The following is an 18,674-nucleotide window of genomic DNA, read 5'->3' on the forward strand; positions in this document are numbered from 1 at the left end:
TTTATTTCTTGCTGAGGATTTCAAGCGTTTCAAGCACGTTATCTGCATGAACTTCGATGGTATCACCAGTCGCTTTAATCTTAACTTCTACGATGCCATCGGCCGCTTTCTTCCCAACAGTAATACGGATTGGCAATCCAATCAAGTCGCTATCGCTGAATTTAACACCAACACGTTCGTTACGGTCATCTGTCAAGACTTCATAACCAGCTCCCATCAAGCTTGCTTCAAGCTTTTCTGTCAAGGCTTGCGCTTCTTCGTCCTTGACATTAACAGTAATCAAGTGTACATCAAATGGTGCCAATTCTTTAGGGAAATTGATTCCCCAAGCGTAACGGTATTCACCTTTTGGTGTTTTGTTAACAAAGAGGCGAGCGTGTTGCTCCATCACCGCTGAAAGGAGACGGCTGACACCGATACCGTAACATCCCATGATAATTGGCACAGCACGACCATTTTCATCCAAAACATCTGCTCCCATGCTTGCTGAATAGCGAGTGCCGAGTTTGAAGATGTGACCAATTTCGATACCACGCGCAAAGTTAAGGACACCTTGTCCGTCTGGTGAAATCTCACCCTCACGCACTTCACGAATATCCACATATTCTGCTGTGAAGTCACGACCTGGGTTCACACCAGTCAAGTGGTAGCCATCTTCGTTAGCACCGACAACTGCATTGCGAACATCTTGCACCTTACGGTCTGCAATGATTTTAACATTCTCTGGCAAACCAACTGGTCCAAGTGAACCAAATCCTGCTTGAACAACATTTGCCACTTCTTCTTCACTAGCAACGTCAAAGAAATCTGCTCCCAAGTGGTTTTTCAACTTGACTTCGTTGAGTTGGTCATTTCCAACTAGAAGGGCTGCAACAAGCTCACCATCTGCCATGTAGAAGAGGGTTTTGATTGTTTGTTCTTCTGGAACGTTAAGGAAGGCTGCAACTTCATCAATTGATTTAACATCTGGTGTTGCAACACGAGTCACTTCTTCTTCAGCGACAACACGGTTGCTTGGTTTGTACTCGTTTGTTGCCATTTCCAAGTTAGCAGCATAGCTAGACTCACTTGAGTAAGCAATGGTATCTTCACCAGAGACCATCCATTTGAGCAATTCTGCCTTGATTTCTTCTTGTACTTCTGCAGGAATTTCGTCAAATGAGGCAACCGACTTGTCCAAGACAACCCAGCGGTCAAGATCTGTACGAGCAGGTGTAATCGCCATAAATTCTTGGCTGTCCTTACCACCCATGGCTCCACCGTCACCAATAATAGCCTTGAAGTCTAAACCACTACGAGTAAAAATACGCTCATAAGCAGCCTTATACTCATCGTAAACACTGTCCAAGCTATCATAGTTAGCGTGGAAACTGTAAGCATCCTTCATGATAAACTCACGTGTACGGAGAAGTCCATTACGTGGGCGTTTTTCATCACGATACTTAGGCTGGATTTGGTAAAGGTTGAGTGGCAATTGCTTGTAAGACTTAACAGAATCACGGACAATAGCTGTAAAGGTTTCTTCGTGAGTTGGACCTAGGATAAAGTCTGATTTTTCACGGTTTTTTAGTTTGTAAAGGTCCTCACCATAAGTTTCGTAACGACCTGATTCGCGCCACAATTCTGCACTGAGGAGGGCAGGAGCCAACATCTCAACGGCACCAATCTTGTCGAATTCTTGGCGCATGATGTTTTTAGCTTTTTCAATCACACGATTGGCAAGTGGTAGGTAAGAATAAACACCTGCTGAAACTTGGCGAACATAACCAGCCCGCAACATAAGAGCATGGCTGATAACTTGAGCATCGCTTGGCATTTCGCGAAGCGTTGGGATAGGCATTTTACTTTGTTTCATAATATTCCTCGATTATCTAAAAAAGAGTCGCATAATGTCATTCCAAGTCACAGCAATCATCAAGACAACCATGATGACCACTCCGGCCAAGGTGACATAGGTTTCAATTTCTTGTTTCAATGGTTTGCGGCGGATAGCTTCTAGGATATTGAGCACAATCTTACCACCATCCAGAGCTGGAATCGGAATAAGATTAAAAATCCCGATATTGATGGAAATCATTGCTAAGAAGTACAAGACATTCTCAATTCCATTTTTAGCAGCATCACTACTTGCCTTAAAGATGGCAACAGGTCCACCCAACTTGTTCAAATCCGGTTGGAAAATCAGATTTTTCAGTGCTGATAAAATTCGTAGGGCCGAGTCAGCAGCAGTTGTAAAACCACCTACAAACATGGATAGAAAGTCCGACTTAATTCCCGGTTGAACACCTAGAAGGTAACGGCCTTGACTTTCTTCCGGAGTAACAGTGACTTGTTTGTCACTCCCATTTTCAGAAATAGTCACATCCAAGGTCGGGGCCGTCTTATCTTTGGTTTCTGATTCCACAGCCTGAATCAAACTTTCCCAGTTGCTAATCTCATGTGAGCCAATCTTGGTAATCTGAGCCGTTTCTGGCACTCCTACCTTAGCCAAAGCCCCCTGGGGCATAACATGGAACTGATTGGTATCAACATCTCTGACACCACCCTGCATGAAGATTAAAATCCAGAAAACAACGACACCTAAGATAAAGTTGTTCATAGGACCTGCAAAATTAGTAATGAGTTTACCCCAGATAGTTGCATTTTGATATTGAACATCCAAGGGTGCAATCCGAACCTCAGTTCCATCTGCTTCCACAACCGTTGCATCGTGATCCACTGCAAATGTTTTTTCTTCTTCCAGAACCAATCCTTTGATAAAGAGCTTGTCTTCAAAATCAAACTGGGTCACCTGCATAGGGAGGGCTGTTTGATCCAATTTTTTACCTGAGAGATTGATGCGTTTAACCTTACCATCATCAGCAAGTGTCAAACTAACAGGCGTTCCTGTCTTGATTTCAGTTGTATCATCACCCCAACCGGCCATGCGGACATAGCCACCCAGAGGCAAGATTCGAATGGTATAGGCCGTTCCATCCTTGCCAATGTGAGCAAAAATTTTAGGTCCCATACCGATGGCAAATTCACGTACTAAAATCCCTGATTTCTTGGCAAAGTAGAAGTGCCCGAACTCGTGCACCACTACAATAATCCCGAAAACCAGAATAAAGGTTAAAATTCCGAGCATAGCGTTTCCTCCGTCTTTTGATTAAAAGAGTCCAAATAAGTGCATGATTGGAAATACAAGCAACATACTATCGAAACGATCCAAAACACCACCATGTCCAGGGATAAATTTCCCAGAATCCTTAACACCAAAATGACGTTTGATCGAACTTTCTAGTAAATCACCAAATTGTCCAGCAATACTAAAGAAAATAGCAAAGACTGACATCTTGTAAATTCCATATGGAAGAGCAACTGTACTGTCAACTATCATAAAGATAATGGTTACTAAAATCGCTCCTAAAATACCACCCAAGGCACCCTCAAGGGTTTTATTAGGCGATACCCTTGGTGCTAACTTTCGTTTCCCATAGTTCATCCCAACAAGATAGGCACCACTGTCTGTCGCCCAGACGATACACAAGGCCAAAAGCGCCTTATCTAAACCTGCAACACGAGCATCTAGTAAAGCATTAAATCCAAAGCCCACGTAGAAGCTCATAGCAAGAGGGAAAACCGCATCCTCAATCGTATAAGACTTGCTAAACACAGTCGTTCCTAACATGATTGAAATCAAAACACTATAGGCAACCACATTCCCATCAACTGGCAAAAAAGTCAGGTAATTCTCCAAGGGAATGGTCAAGGCAAAGGTTGCAAAGAGGGTCAAGAGGCCCTCCATAGTCATGGTCTCTAGACCTCTCATCCTCAAAAGTTCATGCATGGCTAGCATGGCTATGATTCCGATTGCTATCTGAAGCAAGAGTCCCCCAATCATCAAAATCGGTAGGAAAATAGCCAGTGCAATCCCTGCAAACAAGGTTCTTTTCTGTAAATCCTGTGTCATATTTCCTCCTAAACTCCTCCAAATCGGCGATGACGACGATTGTAGGCAAGAATGGCTTCCTGCAAGGCCGCCTCGTCAAAATCAGGCCACAAGGTATCTGTAAAATAGAGTTCACTATAGGCCCCCTGCCATGGTAGGAAATTACTCAAACGCAATTCTCCACTGGTACGGATAATCAAGTCTGGGTCTCGTAAGTCCTTAGGTAAATGCTGGGTAAAAAGATAATTACCAATCAACTCCTCTGTGATGTCACCTGGGTTGATTTTGGCATCTAAAACATCCTGAGAAATCAACTTAAGAGCCTGTGTAATCTCAGCACGTCCACCATAGTTAAGAGCAAAATTAAGAATCAAACCTGTGTTGTTCTTAGTCAATTCCTCAGCCTTGGTCAGAGCTTCAAAGGTTTGCTTAGGCAGGCGGTCCGTTTCTCCGATCATTTGAATCTTAACATTATTCGCATGCAGTTCCGGGACATAATTATCATAAAACTCTACTGGCAAGTTCATGATAAACTTGACTTCCTGATCTGGACGGGTCCAGTTTTCTGTAGAAAAAGCATAGACCGTAATAACCTTAACGCCTAGTTTGTTAGCTGCCTTGGTCACAGTTTGCAATGCTTCCATGCCCGCCTTATGTCCAAAAACTCGCGGTTGCATACGTTTTTTAGCCCAACGGCCATTGCCATCCATGATGATGCCGATATGAGCAGGAACCTGTGTCGGAACCTCTACTTCCACAGCCTTATCTTTCTTAAACAATCCAAACATGATCTTATTCCTATTCAAAAATCTATCGTTTCATTATACCATATTTCCCTATTTTCTTCTATCACTAAGCTATTTATACTCTTCGAAAATCTCTTCAAACCACGTCAGCTCTATCTGCAACCTCAAAACAGTGTTTTGAGCAACCTGCGGTTAGCTTCCTAGTTTACACTTTGATTTTCATTGAGTATTATTATCAGGCACCAAGCCCTTTTTTCAAAAAAATAAGCCGCCTGATTTGGCGACTTTATTTTTTATAGGGAGATTATTATGAAAAAGTTTTAGGAGTTTAAGTTAAGGTCTTCTTAACTTATGAACTTAGTATACACTTCCTAGCTTAAAGTTTCCTTAAGTATTTTTAAAAATCAAATTTTTCCATTTCTCCTGCCAATTTTTCTTGGATAGACGTGTTCGATAAAATTCCATTCGGTCTTCATTCTCTAAAAAATGAGGAGTTGGACGAACTTGAAAATTCAAAATATCCTCCAAAGCGTATGGAGTAAAGAGTTCCAAAACGGATTCTTCATTCAAGCGTAATCCAACAGCCGTACATCGTTCTGGATACTTACTCATAGCATCACGGGAACTGGTATAGGGAGCAGTATGAGGGCTGTGCTGGTGCATATAGACTTGATTTTTCAATTCCCACTGGTACTGAGGAAAGTCCTCTCTCAGCTTTTTCTCTAGGGACAAGGTTTCCTCATAAGAAATATCTGGATCAAAGAAAATCACATCTACATCTGTTTCACAGTCAAAAGGGGATTTGTCTGACAAGAGATTCCAGATAAAATTTCTGACAGAACCTGCTGCCAACCAGGAATCTTTCAGACCAAGGTTTCGGATGATAGTCAGAATAGCCATCATATCCAGATTTTCTCTGAAAGCTTCCAGAATTTCTTGCTTATTTTTCATTGTACTCATACCCCAAATGCTCATATGCCTTAGCAGTCGCCACTCGTCCAGACCGTGTCCGCATGATAAAACCTTTCTGGATTAGGTAAGGTTCGTACATATCCTCAACCGTCTCACGCTCTTCTGCTATGTTAACAGAAAGAGTTCCTAGACCAACAGGGCCACCACCGTACATCTCAATCATGGTCCGAAGGATTTTTTGGTCCACATAGTCCAAACCTTCATGGTCAACATCCAGCATGGTCAAAGCCTTATCGGTAATAAGATCATCGATCACCCCATTCCCCATTATCTGGGCAAAATCGCGCACGCGCTTGAGGAGACGATTGGCAATACGAGGGGTCCCACGGCTACGTAGGGCTAACTCAGACGCTGCCTCATGAGTAATTTCCATCTCAAAAATATCTGCCGTCCGCTCAACAATTTCCGTCAAGTCAGCATGAGCATAATACTCCATATGACCTGTAATCCCAAAACGTGCCCGTAGCGGATTTGAGAGCATACCAGCCCGAGTCGTCGCACCAATCAAGGTAAAAGGTGGCAACTCCAAATGAACACTGCGACTGCCTTCACCAGCACCAATCATGATATCAATGTAGAAGTCCTCCATGGCACTATAAAGCACCTCTTCCACAGACATGGGCAAGCGATGAATCTCATCAATAAAAAGGACATCCCCAGGCTCTAAGTCATTCAAAATCGCTACTAGATCACCGGCTTTTTCAATGACAGGCCCAGACGTCTGCTTGAGATTGACACCCAGTTCGTTGGCAATAACAAAGGCCATGGTCGTTTTCCCCAAGCCTGGAGGTCCAAATAAAAGGACATGATCCAGCGCTTCATCCCGCATTTTGGCAGCTTCGATAAAGATTTGGAGCTGATCCTTGACCTTATCCTGCCCGATATATTCACGTAAATACTGAGGACGGAGTGTGCGTTCTACTAACTCCTCATCCCCCATTATCTCATTGTCTAAAATTCTACTCATGGCTCTATTATATCAAAAAACCAAGCCACAAACAAAAAAGCCACCCGATTGGGTGACTCCCGAGTTTAGCACTTATGTGGTATAATATTGTTCGGCACTGCTACACCGCCTACGAAAGGAGGTGAATTAGCCCATGATGGAATTAGTACTCAAAACTATCATCGGACCAATTGTGGTCGGTGTCGTTCTTCGATTAGTCGATAAATGGCTAAACAAGGACAAATAGTGTCAAAAAAGACCCCCTAGCTTATTTGGACGTGAGCTTGGGGTCTTTTCTAGCCTATGATATAGAACTAGTACTCAATTCCTCTTTATTATCCCATAGTTCACAAAATTTGTCAAAGGTTTATATCCTCATCCATTCAGCTTCTCCAACTTTAGAATCTGTCCAATAAAGTTTATAAGATTTAGAGAAAGCTATTGAAAAATGATATTTAGAAAACTTCCGAAAAGCCTGAAATAGAGCCAAAAAACTCCACCTGATTGGGTGGAGTTAAGGGAGATTATTATGAAAAAGAAAAGTTTAGGATTTTATTAAATAAAGTTAGGAGGTCTTTATTTAATAACTATATGATACAAGACGAAGCTTAAAACTAGCTTAACTTTTTCTCAGATTCTACCATTTTGCAGAAAATCACTATCACTATCACCTCACAAAAAGCCACCTGATTAGGTGACTTCATTAGGAGATTATGATAAAAAAAAGTTTTAGGATTTCATTAAATAAAGTTAGGAGGTCTTTATTTAATGACTATATAATACTAGACCATCCTTAAACTTTGCTTAAGAAAAAACAAGTTTTGTTATTTTTCTCGATTCGCCCAAGTCATCCCTATACAATTATAGGTGGATAAGATTTCAAAGCCCATAGAACGATAAAATCCCACGTTTTTTTCTGTCTCTTCTGTCACCAGCTGGACTTGATAAGCATCTTTGTAATCTTTTAAGGCCTCTTTCATTAGGGCACTACCAATCCCTTGACGCTGATAGATTGGTAAAACAATCAAATCCTGTACAAAAACTGATGAGAATCCATCTCCTACCAAACGAATCAAGCCCACCACAGCATCACCATCAAGTGCCAGATAAATTACTAATGAATGCGATAAGGCCTGCTCCAGCATCTCTGGTTGATGGGTATAATTTGTCCAACCGACAGCCTGATAGAGATGCAAAACATCCTCTAGCTTGACAATTTCTTGCTTTTTAATAGTAATCATCTCAACACCTCTTAAAGTTCTCTCAAGCTCTTGTACTGCTGTCCATTTTTATCAAAATTTTCAGGACGCAGCCATGTTTCCAAACGATCTTTGACTTGAGGCCAGTCCTTATCAATCATAGACAACCAATCCGTATCCCTCGTCCGTCCCTTATAAACCACCGCCTGGCGGAAGGTTCCTTCATAGACAAATCCCAAACGCTCCGCAACTCGTCTGGATGGCAGGTTAAGAGCATCGCATTTCCACTCATAGCGACGATAGTTTAGCTCCTCAAAAATATAGCGAGCTAGGAGATACTGAGCCTCAGTTCCTATCCGTGTACCCCTTAGCTCTGGAGAAAAAGTGACTGCTCCGACTTCTATTACTCGGTTATTCTGGTCAATGCGCATGAGAGAAAAAGTTCCCAAAGCCTTACCAGTCGCCTTGTCTATGATTGCATAGTAAAAACGGTCCTTACGAGCCAACATCTGATTTAAAAGGCTAACCAGCTCCCCCATATCTGCTACTGGCTCCTGAAAAAGATAGGTCCACATCTCCCGAGGAGTATCCGGGCCATAAACAGCTAGCAAATCCTCCGCATGTTTTTCTACCGAGAGAGCCTCTATCCTAGCATAACGCCCTTCTAAGAAATCAATAGAAGGCAGTGCACCGGGTGTATAACCTTCCATTGACTCACCAATCATCTGACCATATTCATTTACTGGCATAGCTTTCTCCTTGTTTCACTTTTCAAACTTTTTACTCAACTCTATTTGAATTGTCCTATCTGCTAATTTCAAGTTTTTTATCAATTTCATTTAACAATTTTTCTGCATCTTCTTTATTTAAAACATTTTCTCGTGCTACATAGTTTCTACAAATATTCAGGGCCGCAATTTGGTCTGCTTTATCCAAAGATTCAAACATAATTCTCACTGAGTTACTAGCAATAACTCCTCGTTTATCATCCGAATTTTGAAGAAAGTTAAGTAGAACACTTAAATTATTCTGACGACACGATTCGTACAAATCAATATATTCACCGTATTTTTTCGATTCAGAATCAGTAAGTTTATCTACAACTTTTACCTGCGAATAAAAATAGATTATTTCCCTATTTTGAATAATATAATTTATTTTTCTGATATATTTTAATCCCTCTATTAAGAGCCAAATAAAATAGATTATCAGAATACCAAACAGTGGTAGCCACATGATACCAACACTGGATTGAATACGAGGATAAGTTTCATTAAAAGAAACTATTAAATTTTTGGCTCCAAAATAATGAATAATGGATAACAAATTTGTCACTATTAATAGAGTTGCAAAAGATTTTGTAAATAAAAATTGATACACTTCAGACTGTGTCCTTATAATTTCATTTGGAGATATTCCAAAAATATTGCTTGATTTATCATTTGAAAAACTAAAGAAAGTAATAAAAACTGCAAAGAGAGTGTCTAAAGTGAGTGTCAAATTTAAACTTTCCTTGTCCCAAAGACAATTTTTAAAATAATATGCACCCACTATTGACATTACTAATACTATAACTGACACTACAATAATAGAAATCTTAAATAATAAAATTTCACACTTCCTGCTATCGTTCACTAATCTATTCATTCTGACCTATTCTAAAAGTAACTCTAAAGTTCATACTCTAGAGTTACTTCTTTTTATTTCACAACAATGTTAACTAATTTAGTTGGCTTCAATAGTCCAGTGGACTATTGAAGGTGGCAGATAGAGCTAATAAACTCGTTATTTAACGACGATATTAACGAGTTTATTCGGTACCGCAATTACTTTCACGATGTCCTTACCGTCAATTTCTGCTTTGACTTTTTCATCCGCTAGAGCAATTTCTTGCAATTCTTCGCGTGATAGGTCTTTAGCAACCATGACTTTAGCACGGACTTTTCCTTTGATTTGAACAACGATTTCGATTTCGTCTTCAACCAATTTGCTTTCGTCCCATGTTGGCCAAGCCACGTAAGAGATAGATTCACCTGTTGCTGCAACAGTTTGCCAGAGTTCTTCTGCCAAGTGAGGTGCAAATGGTGCAATCAACTGAACGAAGCCTTTGGCGTAGTCTACATAAAGTTTTTCTTCCTTGTTAGCCGCGTTGACAAAGACCATAAGTTGGGCAATAGCTGTGTTGAATTTGAGAGACTCAATTTGCTCAGTAACAGCTTTGACTGTTTCGTTGTAAACCTTGTCAAGAGCACCATTGTTTTCCGCAAGGATTTCTTTACTTGTAATCAAACGGTAAACTCGGTCAAGGAACTTACGGCTTCCTTCCAAACCTTCTTCTGACCAAGCAATCGAAGCATCGAGTGGTCCCATAAACATTTCATAAACACGAAGGGTATCGGCACCGTATTGTTCCACCACATCGTCTGGGTTAACAACGTTCTTGAGCGATTTAGACATCTTGGCTGGTGCTTGCTCCAACTCTTCCCCCGTTTCTACATGGAAGAAAGAACCGTCACGTTTTTCAACCTTATCGGTTGCCACAAGAGCCCCACGGTGGTCACGGTAGCTTGTTCCCAAAATCATTCCTTGGTTAAAGAGTTTTTGGAATGGTTCCTTAGTCGGAACAACACCGAGGTCATAGAGGAATTTATGCCAGAAACGAGCATAAAGCAAGTGAAGTACAGCATGTTCCGCACCACCCACGTAGATATCTACTGGCAACCATTGTTTGAGGAGGTCCTCATCAGCCAATTTCTCAGTATTGTGCGGGTCAATATAGCGGAGGTAGTACCAGCTTGAACCAGCCCATTGTGGCATGGTGTTAGTTTCACGACGACCTTTGACACCATCTTCACGAGTCACTTCAAGCCAATCTGTCAAGTTAGCTAGTGGACTTTCACCAGTACCTGAAGGACGGATATCCTTGGTTACAGGCAAGACAAGCGGCAATTCAGTTTCAGGAACAGCTGTTGAAGTTCCATCTTCCCAATGAATGATTGGAATTGGCTCACCCCAGTAACGTTGACGGCTAAAGAGCCAGTCGCGGAGACGGTAGGTAACCTTCTCTTGTCCACAGTCTTTTTCTTCCAACCAAGCCACAATCTTGGCAATAGCGTCTTCTTTGTTGAGTCCATCTAGGAAGTCTGAATTGACATGAAGACCATCCTCTGTGTAGGCAGCTTCTTTAACGTTTCCACCTTCAAGTACTTCGACGATTGGAAGGTCAAATTGTTTGGCAAATTCCCAGTCACGTTGGTCGTGGGCAGGAACAGCCATAACGGCACCTGTTCCGTAACTAGCAAGAACGTAATCCGCAATCCAGATTGGAATTTCCTTACCATTGACAGGGTTGATGGCATAAGCACCAGTCCAAACACCAGTTTTTTCTTTGGCAAGGTCTGTACGAGCCAAGTCAGACTTGAGGCTGGCTTGGTGTTTATAGTCTGCTACTGCTTCTGCTTGCTCTGTACTTGTGATAGCATCTACTAATTCATGCTCAGGAGCCAAAACAGTGAAAGTCGCACCGAAAAGGGTATCAGGACGAGTGGTAAAGACAGTAAATTCCTTATCAGTTCCCCTAACCTTGAAGGTTACATTGGCACCAGTTGATTTACCGATCCAGTTGCGTTGCATGTCCTTGATAGACTCTGGCCAATCAAGTTCATCCAAGTCATTAAGCAAACGTTCTGCATAGGCAGTGATTTTAAGCATCCATTGACGCATCGGCTTACGGACAACTGGATAGCCTCCACGCTCAGAAGTTCCATCAGGAAGGACTTCTTCGTTGGCAATGGCTGTTCCTAGTTCCTCAACCCAGTTTACAGGCACTTCCGCTTCATAGGCCAAGCCTTTTTCGTAAAGCTTGGTGAAAATCCATTGAGTCCACTTGTAGTAGTTTGGATCGGTTGTATTGACTTCACGATCCCAGTCATAAGAAAATCCAAGCGCATTGATTTGGCGTTTGAAATTAGCAATGTTCTCAGCTGTAAATTCTGCTGGGTCATTACCAGTATCCATAGCATATTGCTCTGCAGGCAAACCAAAAGCATCCCAACCCATTGGGTGAAGGACATTGTAGCCTTGCGCACGTTTGTAGCGGCTGAGAATATCGGTTGCAGTATAACCTTCTGGGTGTCCTACGTGCAGACCCGCTCCAGATGGATAAGGGAACATATCAAGAGCATAAAACTTAGGTTTTGATGCATCTGTTCCAGTCTTAAATGTATGATGTTCTGCCCAGTAGCCCTGCCACTTAGGCTCAATTTCTTTATGATTGTAAAAACTCATGGTCTCTCTCCAATTTTGTGATGTTACTATTATACCATTTTTGAGAGAATTTGGTCTCGTTCTATTCTATACTTTTCTATTTTACCTTGCTCTAGAATTTTTAAACTGCTATACTTATAACAGAAAACCCTTCCAAGGAGGTAGCGGATGTCTCATTCCTTTAAAAAATCTCTCCAAAAAGAAATTCTCCATAGAAGCTCTATCGCAGCCTTTGTGACCTCTCTTTTACTACTCATTTTACTTTTTGGTTTTTCCTATTTTTTACAAAAGCAACAACTCTCTAAAGATACGAGACAGATTGTAAAACAGGTTCAAGAAATGAAAGAAGCCAATAATGAGCTCCTGACTACTATGAACCATAAAATGATTCCTGAATTTTTGGAGGGCAAACACACAGAGCGAGAAGTCTTTAGCTTATTTTACGAGACAAAAGCTAGATTGAAGCTTAGTTCTGACCTCATTATCCTAAACGATACAGGTGAATTACTATTTAGTACCAATCGAAATCATCAAGAAAGTATTTTATCACCCTACTATCTAAAACTGCTCATTCAAAATCCTTCTCAAGAAAAAGTGACAGAAAAAATTGCACTCTCTTCAGACAAGCAACATTACACACTCTTTATCAAACCACTACTTCAAAACCAACGAGTTAAGGCCTATACTATTGCTTTCGTAAATGAGAATGATTTCATCTCAAGCTTCCCAATGATCAATTCCAAATACATCATTACCGATAGCTTTGGAAATATGTTTTCCAACAATACAAATCAGTTTACTCGTTCCACTCTTGAAAAATTGGATGAAAAACTCCTACACTCTCGCACCCACTGGTATGCGAATGAACCGCTTATTGTTCAAAAAGAAAAAGTCGGTGCTATTTTTTCAATCTATACTTTTCAATCCTTCTTTCCCATTCCTAGCTTACTCGGTCTAGCCTCCGTCCTCACCTTATGTATATTCTTCCTCTACTTCTGGCAAGCGAGACGAATTGCTCATAAGATTGCCACACACAATGCTGTTCCTATTGAAAGTTTGGTTTATCAACTTCAAGAAATTCCCAAACAAGCAGAAAAAAGGCTTTCTCTACAAACAGGTGATGAGTTTGAATTTATGGCAGAAAAAATCAACAATATGTTGTACGAATTAGATCAACTTCATCAAAAAATGCTAACCATAGAAAAAGAAAAGTGGATTTTTGAAAGAAAAATGCTGGAAGCTCAGTTCAATCCTCATTTTCTCTACAACACACTTGAGACGATTAAAATCACTTCTTTAATGGATGCTGCTCTCACACAAGACCTAATTCAAAATCTCACGCGCATTCTTCGCTACAGTATCACCGATTTAGAAAAAGAAACAACCATTTGCCAAGATTTAAAGATTATAGAGGATTACCTGATGATTCATAAGATTCGTTTCGAGCACTTTTCCTATGATATTGTCTGCCCAGAAACTGTTGATAATCAGCCTATTCCTAAGCTTTTCTTGCTTCCTCTAGTAGAAAATGCTATAAAATATGGGATGCAATACCGTATTGATCTTCATATTGATATCCAAATTACCTTGGAAGCAGATTCTCTAACTTTTTTAGTCAAGGATAATGCTGGAGGACTCACCAAACAAGAGCGACTCGCTATTTTAGACTCTTTAGAAAGCCCTCATACCCAGCATGGCATCGTGAACAGCTACAAACGATTGAGTAATTTCTTTTCTGATGTCCAGCTAGATTTAGGAGTCAATCGCCAAGGAGAAACTTGGGTCAAATTTATAACGAAAGGACTAACTCATGTTTAAGCTCATTATCGTAGAAGACGAACACCTCATTCGAAAATGGCTAGAGATTGCCGTAGACTACTCTGCCTTGGGTATCCAAGTCGTAGGAACTGCCAGTCACGGTCAAGAGGGAATGAAACTCATCCAAGAAAAAGAACCTCATATTGTCTTAACAGACATCACAATGCCAATTATGGATGCTTTTATGATGTTTGAAGCCACTCGTACCCTCTCCTATGAAAAAGTTATCTTATCAGGTTATAACGATTTTCAAAACGCCAAAAAAGCCATGCAATATGGAGCAGTTGATTTCTTATCCAAGCCAATTGATACCAAGGAATTGACAGAATGTCTTCAAAACATTGTTTTGCGATTACAAGGTAGCACCTATCAAGAAACTCCTTTTTTAGAAGAATATCAAACTTTACTCACCTCTATCCAACAGGTTGATACACAAAACCAAATCATTCAACAAATTATTTCCTTTGTCCACAAGCATTATGCAGAGCATTTTACGATTGCGACTATTGCTGAAGCTTTAAACTATAGCGAAAGCTATCTATATAAAGTGATCAAAGAAGACTTCCCCATGACTCTAAATGAATATATCTTACAATATCGTCTGAAACAAGCTATAGATAAGATGGCTGAATCTCCCAACTCCCCTCTAAGCGACATCTCTGATCAAGTTGGATTTTCAGACTATAAATATTTTGCTAAAGTATTTAAAAAGTATCTCCATATTTCCCCAAAGGAATTGAAATCACTCGGAAGAATAGTAAAATAAGCTATTCTTCTTTTTGTAGAGAATTTTACTCTAATAGAATAGAATTGTCGGTTTTAAAAACGCTTACACTGTTTTAAAATAAACTTAAATAACACAACGGAGGTATCCATCATGAAAAAGAAATGGATGTATTATGCTGCTTGCGGACTAGCTCTTTTTGGTCTTGCTGCTTGTTCTTCTAATGAATCTGCCGATGGCGGTTCATCTGATAAAGGAGACGGCGGTTCGCTAGTCGTTTATTCACCAAACTCAGAGGGCTTAATCGGAGCAACTATTCCTGCCTTTGAAGAAAAATATGGTATCAAAGTAGAACTGATTCAAGCTGGTACTGGAGAACTTTTCAAAAAACTAGAGTCAGAAAAAGAAGCTCCTGTAGCCGATGTCATCTTTGGTGGTTCTTATACACAATATGCTACCCACGGAGAACTCTTTGAAAACTATACTTCAAAAGAAAATGATAATGTTATCAAAGAATATCAAAACACAACTGGCTACTCTACTCCTTATACACTAGATGGTAGTGTTTTAATCGTCAATCCTGATTTAACGAAAGGCATGAATATCGAAGGATATAGCGACCTTCTCAAACCTGAACTCAAAGGAAAAATTGCAACTGCTGACCCAGCAAACTCTTCTAGCGCCTTTGCTCAATTAACAAATATGCTACAAGCTCAAGGTGGTTACAAAGACGATAAAGCCTGGTCTTATGTAAAAGATCTCTTCACGCTTATTGATGGTAAAATCGGTTCAAGCTCATCTGGTGTCTATAAAGCAGTCGCTGACGGAGAAATGGCTGTTGGTCTCTCTTATGAAGATCCAGCAGTTAAACTCTTAAATGACGGAGCTAACATTAAGGTAGTCTATCCAAAAGAAGGAACCGTCTTCCTACCTGCTAGTGCTGCTATCGTTAAAAAAGCGAAAAACATGGAAAATGCCAAGAAATTTATCGATTTCATTATCTCTCAAGAAGTACAAGATACACTTGGTACAACCACTACTAACCGTCCTGTTCGTAAAAATGCTAAAACAAGCGAAAACATGAAACCAATTGACAAAATCAAAACACTCACTGAAGATTATGATTATGTCATCAAGAATAAATCAGATATTGTTAAGAAATACAACGAAGTCTTTACAGATATCCAATCTAAACAGTAAAAGAGGTTCACTATGAGTGAGATCAAAATTATTAACGCCAAAAAAATCTACCACGATGTCACTGTTATTGAGAATTTGAACATTACAATTCCAAAAGGAAGTCTCTTTACCCTTCTTGGACCTTCAGGATGTGGGAAAACGACCCTTCTTCGTATGATTGCAGGTTTCAACAGTATCGAAGGTGGAGAATTTTACTTCGATGATACAAAAATCAATAATATGGAACCCAGCAAACGCAATATCGGCATGGTTTTCCAAAACTACGCTATTTTCCCACATTTGACTGTCCGAGATAATGTCGCTTTTGGTCTCAAGCAAAAGAAGGTTCCAAAAGAAGAATTGATTCAACAGACCAACAAGTATCTTGAACTCATGCAAATTGCTCAATATGCGGATCGAAAGCCCGATAAACTCAGTGGTGGACAACAACAACGTGTCGCCTTGGCACGTGCCTTAGCTGTTAATCCAAGTGTTCTCCTCATGGACGAGCCACTTAGTAACCTAGATGCCAAACTTCGCTTGGATATGCGTCAAGCTATTCGAGAAATCCAACACGAAGTGGGAATTACAACTGTTTATGTGACCCACGACCAAGAAGAAGCTATGGCTATTTCAGACCAAATTGCTGTTATGAAAGACGGAGTTATCCAACAAATCGGTCGACCAAAAGAACTCTATCATAAACCAGCTAATGAGTTTGTAGCAACCTTTATCGGACGCACAAATATTATCCCTGCCACTCTTGAAAAACGGAGCGACGGCGCTTATATCGTCTTTTCAGATGGCTATGCTCTTCGAATGCCAGCCCTTGATCAGGCTGAAGCACAAGCTATTCATGTAAGCATTCGTCCTGAAGAGTTTATCAAAGATGAATCTGGAGATATTGAAGGAACTATTAGCGATAGCGTCTATCTTGGACTAAATACGGAGTACTTCATCGAGACAGGCTTTGCCTCAAAAATTCAAGTTAGCGAAGAATCAACTTTTGAAGAAGATCTACAAAAAGGCGATCGTATTCGTCTACGAATCAATACTCAAAAATTAAACGTCTTTTCTGCAGATGGTTCACAAAACCTGATAAAAGGAGTCAACCATGGAACGTAAAAAACTAAATATTTGGACAGCCTCCTCTTTCTTCATCTTTCTTACCTATCTTGTCTTTCTCGTTTATCCTATCGTTACCGTGCTCAAGCAAGCACTCATACATGAAGGACAATTCTCACTAGCTAATTTTGTCACTTTCTTTGGTAAAGCCTACTACTCTGAGACACTTGTCAACAGTTTCAAGGTTTCCATTACCGCTACTGTCACTTCCTTAGTTGTAGGAACCCTATTAGCTTATCTCTTCTCTATGTATGACTTCAAGGGGAAGAAATTTCTACAAATATTGATTATCATTGCTTCCATGTCAGCTCCTTTCGTGGGAGCCTACTCCTGGATTCTCTTGCTGGGACGAAATGGGGTCATTACTAAATTCCTGACAAATGCCCTTCATCTTCCAGCTATCGATATTTATGGATTCAAAGGAATTGTACTTGTCTTTACACTGCAACTATTCCCACTGGTATTTCTATACGTTGCTGGGACAATGAAGAGTATTGATAATTCTCTACTTGAAGCCGCTGAAAGCATGGGATCCTTCGGATTTAAGCGTATCGTAACGGTTGTTTTACCTCTCCTCGTTCCAACCTTACTAGCTGCTGCCTTGCTTGTATTTATGAGAGCATTCTCAGACTTTGGAACGCCTATGTTAATTGGTGAAGGATATCGGACTTTCCCGGTCTTGATTTATACCCAATTCATTAGCGAGGTTGGAGGAAATTCTACTTTCGCATCTGCTTTAGCAATTATGGCGATTATCATTGCCTTGGCAATTTTCCTTATCCAAAAACACATTGCAAATCGCTACAGTTTCAGCATGAATTCGCTCCATCCAATTGAGCCTAAAAAAACTACAAAAGGAAAAATGGCTGCCATTTATGCAACAGTCTACGGAATTATCTTTATCTCTGTTTTACCTCAAATCTACTTGATTTATACCTCTTTCCTAAAAACATCAGGTATGGTATTTGTTAAAGGCTATTCGCTAAACAGTTACAAGGTGGCTTTCAATCGTATGGGCTCTGCTATTTTCAATACCATTCGTATCCCTTTGATTGCCTTAGTTCTAGTTGTCCTATTCGCAACATTTATCTCCTACCTAGCCGTTAGAAAACGGAATTTGTTTACAAACTTAATTGACAGCCTCAGTATGGTTCCTTATATTGTACCAGGAACCGTTCTAGGGATTGCCTTCATTTCTTCCTTCAATACTGGCCTATTTGGAAGTGGATTTCTTATGATTACAGGGACAGCTTTCATCTTAATTATGTCCCTATCTGTCAGAAGATTACCGTATACTATTCGCTCATCTGTTGCTAGTTTGCAACAAATAGCCCCAAGTATTGAAGAAGCCGCGGAAAGCTTAGGAAGTAGTCGTCTCAATACCTTTGCCAAGATTACAACTCCAATGATGCTATCTGGTATTATTTCTGGAGCCATCCTATCTTGGGTCACAATGATTTCAGAACTCTCTACTTCTATCCTCCTCTACAATGTCAAAACAAGAACAATGACTGTAGCCATTTATACAGAGGTTCTCAGAGGAAATTACGGTGTAGCCGCAGCCTTGTCAACTATCCTCACTGTTCTAACAGTAGGTTCCTTGCTCTTGTTTATGAAAATCTCTAAAAGCAGTAGCATTACACTTTAGTTTTCCCTATCAAAAACAGCCGAAAGGACTAACCTCGGCTGTTTTTTCTTATCTTGATATTCCTATCAAATCCCTAGTTCATAGCAAGCAAGTCTAGACTGATTATACTCAATGAAAATC

The 18,674-nt window shown here is 40.3% G+C and carries 16 protein-coding genes; 6 read left to right on the forward strand and 10 right to left on the reverse strand.

Translation table 11 applies throughout. The features are described from left to right. Position 1 precedes the first annotated feature (1 nt). The 6 genes from HT736_RS08025 to ruvB form a co-directional block, all read right to left on the reverse strand. Positions 2 to 1,855, reverse strand: a complete 1,854-nt coding sequence (locus HT736_RS08025) for a proline--tRNA ligase (RefSeq protein WP_061088468.1) — start codon at positions 1,853 to 1,855, stop codon at positions 2 to 4. 12 nt (positions 1,856 to 1,867) lie between these two features. Then, the gene (gene rseP / locus HT736_RS08030; RefSeq protein WP_119946695.1) at positions 1,868 to 3,127 is read right to left on the reverse strand and encodes an RIP metalloprotease RseP; all 1,260 of its coding nucleotides are present in this window, start codon (positions 3,125 to 3,127) and stop codon (positions 1,868 to 1,870) included. Positions 3,128 to 3,148: 21 nt separating this feature from the next. Beyond that, a complete protein-coding gene (locus HT736_RS08035) occupies positions 3,149 to 3,952 on the reverse strand; it encodes a phosphatidate cytidylyltransferase (RefSeq protein ID WP_000189868.1) in 804 nt (267 codons plus the stop codon). Between the two features lie 8 nt (positions 3,953 to 3,960). Next, a complete protein-coding gene (locus tag HT736_RS08040) occupies positions 3,961 to 4,719 on the reverse strand; it encodes an isoprenyl transferase (protein WP_000467312.1) in 759 nt (252 codons plus the stop codon). Positions 4,720 to 5,064: 345 nt separating this feature from the next. Then, positions 5,065 to 5,637, reverse strand: coding sequence for a nucleotidyltransferase family protein (locus HT736_RS08045; protein ID WP_014017192.1), 573 nt, complete (start codon positions 5,635 to 5,637; stop codon positions 5,065 to 5,067). Continuing rightward, the gene (gene ruvB, locus HT736_RS08050; protein WP_004242086.1) at positions 5,618 to 6,616 is read right to left on the reverse strand and encodes a Holliday junction branch migration DNA helicase RuvB; all 999 of its coding nucleotides are present in this window, start codon (positions 6,614 to 6,616) and stop codon (positions 5,618 to 5,620) included. The genes HT736_RS08045 and ruvB overlap by 20 nt, the downstream gene beginning before the upstream one ends. Positions 6,617 to 6,749: 133 nt before the next feature. On the opposite strand from ruvB, the gene HT736_RS08055 reads away from it, so the two are divergent. Next, positions 6,750 to 6,842: a type I toxin-antitoxin system Fst family toxin gene (locus tag HT736_RS08055; RefSeq protein ID WP_000970382.1), complete on the forward strand. Its 93-nt coding sequence runs from the start codon at positions 6,750 to 6,752 to the stop codon at positions 6,840 to 6,842. Between the two features lie 577 nt (positions 6,843 to 7,419). Here the strand turns inward: HT736_RS08055 and HT736_RS08060 are convergent. The 4 genes from HT736_RS08060 to leuS all read right to left on the reverse strand — a co-directional run bounded on the left by HT736_RS08060 (position 7,420) and on the right by leuS (position 12,081). Next, positions 7,420 to 7,836, reverse strand: a complete 417-nt coding sequence (locus HT736_RS08060; RefSeq protein WP_000628388.1) for a GNAT family N-acetyltransferase — start codon at positions 7,834 to 7,836, stop codon at positions 7,420 to 7,422. A gap of 11 nt (positions 7,837 to 7,847) precedes the next feature. Next, positions 7,848 to 8,543, reverse strand: a complete 696-nt coding sequence (locus HT736_RS08065) for a GNAT family protein (protein ID WP_001144903.1) — start codon at positions 8,541 to 8,543, stop codon at positions 7,848 to 7,850. 55 nt (positions 8,544 to 8,598) lie between these two features. After that, positions 8,599 to 9,441, reverse strand: a complete 843-nt coding sequence (locus HT736_RS08070; protein WP_001081167.1) for a hypothetical protein — start codon at positions 9,439 to 9,441, stop codon at positions 8,599 to 8,601. A gap of 138 nt (positions 9,442 to 9,579) precedes the next feature. Next, entirely contained in the window at positions 9,580 to 12,081 is a 2,502-nt protein-coding gene (gene leuS, locus HT736_RS08075; protein WP_172930923.1) for a leucine--tRNA ligase, read from the reverse strand. Positions 12,082 to 12,228: 147 nt separating this feature from the next. Between leuS and HT736_RS08080 the strand changes: the two genes are divergently transcribed. The 5 genes from HT736_RS08080 (at position 12,229) to HT736_RS08100 (ending at position 18,554) form a co-directional block, all read left to right on the forward strand. After that, positions 12,229 to 13,878, forward strand: a complete 1,650-nt coding sequence (locus HT736_RS08080) for a histidine kinase (protein ID WP_172930924.1) — start codon at positions 12,229 to 12,231, stop codon at positions 13,876 to 13,878. After that, positions 13,871 to 14,644, forward strand: coding sequence for a response regulator (locus HT736_RS08085; protein WP_000475410.1), 774 nt, complete (start codon positions 13,871 to 13,873; stop codon positions 14,642 to 14,644). Before HT736_RS08080 ends, HT736_RS08085 begins: the two co-directional genes overlap by 8 nt. Before the next feature lie 111 nt (positions 14,645 to 14,755). After that, positions 14,756 to 15,802 carry an ABC transporter substrate-binding protein gene (locus HT736_RS08090; protein WP_000731166.1) on the forward strand — a complete coding sequence of 349 codons (1,047 nt, stop codon included), beginning with the start codon at positions 14,756 to 14,758 and terminating at the stop codon, positions 15,800 to 15,802. Between the two features lie 12 nt (positions 15,803 to 15,814). Then, positions 15,815 to 16,906, forward strand: coding sequence for an ABC transporter ATP-binding protein (locus HT736_RS08095; RefSeq protein WP_119941696.1), 1,092 nt, complete (start codon positions 15,815 to 15,817; stop codon positions 16,904 to 16,906). Continuing rightward, complete coding sequence (locus tag HT736_RS08100; RefSeq protein WP_119946699.1) at positions 16,896 to 18,554, forward strand: iron ABC transporter permease; 1,659 nt, start codon at positions 16,896 to 16,898, stop codon at positions 18,552 to 18,554. Before HT736_RS08095 ends, HT736_RS08100 begins: the two co-directional genes overlap by 11 nt. Positions 18,555 to 18,674: the final 120 nt, after the last annotated feature.

The sequence above is a fragment of the Streptococcus sp. 339 genome (genome assembly GCF_013277285.1).
Taxonomy (GTDB): domain Bacteria; phylum Bacillota; class Bacilli; order Lactobacillales; family Streptococcaceae; genus Streptococcus; species Streptococcus pseudopneumoniae.

Coding starts and splice junctions, on each gene's coding strand:
- HT736_RS08080 (WP_172930924.1), top strand. CDS start 12,229: ATGTCTCATTCCTTTAAAAAATCTCTCCAAAAAGAAATTCTCCATAGA.
- HT736_RS08065 (WP_001144903.1), bottom strand. CDS start 8,543: ATGCCAGTAAATGAATATGGTCAGATGATTGGTGAGTCAATGGAAGGT.
- HT736_RS08045 (WP_014017192.1), bottom strand. CDS start 5,637: ATGAGTACAATGAAAAATAAGCAAGAAATTCTGGAAGCTTTCAGAGAA.
- HT736_RS08070 (WP_001081167.1), bottom strand. CDS start 9,441: ATGAATAGATTAGTGAACGATAGCAGGAAGTGTGAAATTTTATTATTT.
- rseP (WP_119946695.1), bottom strand. CDS start 3,127: ATGCTCGGAATTTTAACCTTTATTCTGGTTTTCGGGATTATTGTAGTG.
- HT736_RS08040 (WP_000467312.1), bottom strand. CDS start 4,719: ATGTTTGGATTGTTTAAGAAAGATAAGGCTGTGGAAGTAGAGGTTCCG.
- leuS (WP_172930923.1), bottom strand. CDS start 12,081: ATGAGTTTTTACAATCATAAAGAAATTGAGCCTAAGTGGCAGGGCTAC.
- HT736_RS08085 (WP_000475410.1), top strand. CDS start 13,871: ATGTTTAAGCTCATTATCGTAGAAGACGAACACCTCATTCGAAAATGG.
- HT736_RS08100 (WP_119946699.1), top strand. CDS start 16,896: ATGGAACGTAAAAAACTAAATATTTGGACAGCCTCCTCTTTCTTCATC.
- HT736_RS08060 (WP_000628388.1), bottom strand. CDS start 7,836: ATGATTACTATTAAAAAGCAAGAAATTGTCAAGCTAGAGGATGTTTTG.
- ruvB (WP_004242086.1), bottom strand. CDS start 6,616: ATGAGTAGAATTTTAGACAATGAGATAATGGGGGATGAGGAGTTAGTA.
- HT736_RS08095 (WP_119941696.1), top strand. CDS start 15,815: ATGAGTGAGATCAAAATTATTAACGCCAAAAAAATCTACCACGATGTC.
- HT736_RS08035 (WP_000189868.1), bottom strand. CDS start 3,952: ATGACACAGGATTTACAGAAAAGAACCTTGTTTGCAGGGATTGCACTG.
- HT736_RS08090 (WP_000731166.1), top strand. CDS start 14,756: ATGAAAAAGAAATGGATGTATTATGCTGCTTGCGGACTAGCTCTTTTT.
- HT736_RS08025 (WP_061088468.1), bottom strand. CDS start 1,855: ATGAAACAAAGTAAAATGCCTATCCCAACGCTTCGCGAAATGCCAAGC.
- HT736_RS08055 (WP_000970382.1), top strand. CDS start 6,750: ATGATGGAATTAGTACTCAAAACTATCATCGGACCAATTGTGGTCGGT.